The organism is Mycobacterium sp. 1465703.0 (genome assembly GCF_001672975.1).
GTDB lineage: Bacteria > Actinomycetota > Actinomycetes > Mycobacteriales > Mycobacteriaceae > Mycobacterium.
Genome location: NZ_LZKU01000099.1, coordinates 1 through 1,007, shown reverse-complemented (window position 1 = coordinate 1,007; position 1,007 = coordinate 1). Strand labels below are relative to the sequence as shown.

Here is a 1,007-nt window from a genome sequence, read left to right as displayed (position 1 = left end):
CGCGGCCGCCGAGACGCTCATCAACGACGTGCTGAACCCGACCGGGCTGCTCATGTCGATCACGAGCCCGATTTCGTCCGAGAACCTGTTCGGCCCGATTTCCGGCGCGCTACTACCGAACATTCCGGCCGCGCACATTTCGGGCGCCGAGCAGAACCTATTGACCAACCCCGAATACGTCGGCGAGAACAGCGTCGACGGCGAATCGTCTTGGACTTGGACCGGCGCGCTTAGCCGGGTTGCCGGCGGCGGCGCGGTTCAGGCGACCGGCGACGGCACCACGAAGCAACTGTTGAGTGACCCCGCCATCGAAGTCGACCCCGGCCAGACGTTGAAGCCGGCGCACTATCTGCAATGGGCCGGCATCACGGCATCGGGCGCGGCGTTCCTGCTCGGCGTCAATTACTACAGCGACGCCGCCGGCACGACGCTGCTCAGCTCGGCGACCGTCGCCACGATCGCGAACCCGGCGGCCGCGTCGGGTGGCTGGCAACAGATGGCCGGCGCGGACGTCGTACCTGACGGTGCGGCCACCGCGCGGCTGTGGATCGAACAGACCGACGCAGTAACCGCCGGCGTCAGTTCGTGGACGTCGGCCTGGTTGTCGAAGACGGGCACAATCCCGACGAAATTCCTTAGCCTCGCACCGTTGTTGACCGGGTTTCTCACTGACGGGTCAAGCATCATCGGCCAACTGATTTCGGCGTGGCCGAACGTCACTGGCGGGCTCGACGGGCTCGACGGGCTCGGCGCGATCTTTTCCGACGTAGCCGGCCTGATGGGTCACCCGGGCGGCCTGGGCAGCGGGGCGCCCGTGCTGCCGGGCTTTTCCGGCATTCCGTTGCTGAACCCGATGTTCACCGGCGGCCTGTTCAAGCCATCGCTGATTCCGACTCTCGACGCTTCGAAGATCGGCACCGGCCAGTTGTCGGCCGGCGTGCTGCCGGTCATCACCGCAGGGATGACGCAAGGGCTTGCGGACATCGACGCCATCGTGAACGCGCTGG

1 protein-coding gene is annotated in these 1,007 nt (G+C 66.5%); it reads left to right on the top strand.

The annotated features are described in order from the left end of the window. Positions 1-1,007 (top strand): hypothetical protein (locus tag A5625_RS29550; protein WP_197516026.1); only part of this gene is annotated, 1,007 nt, incomplete at both ends.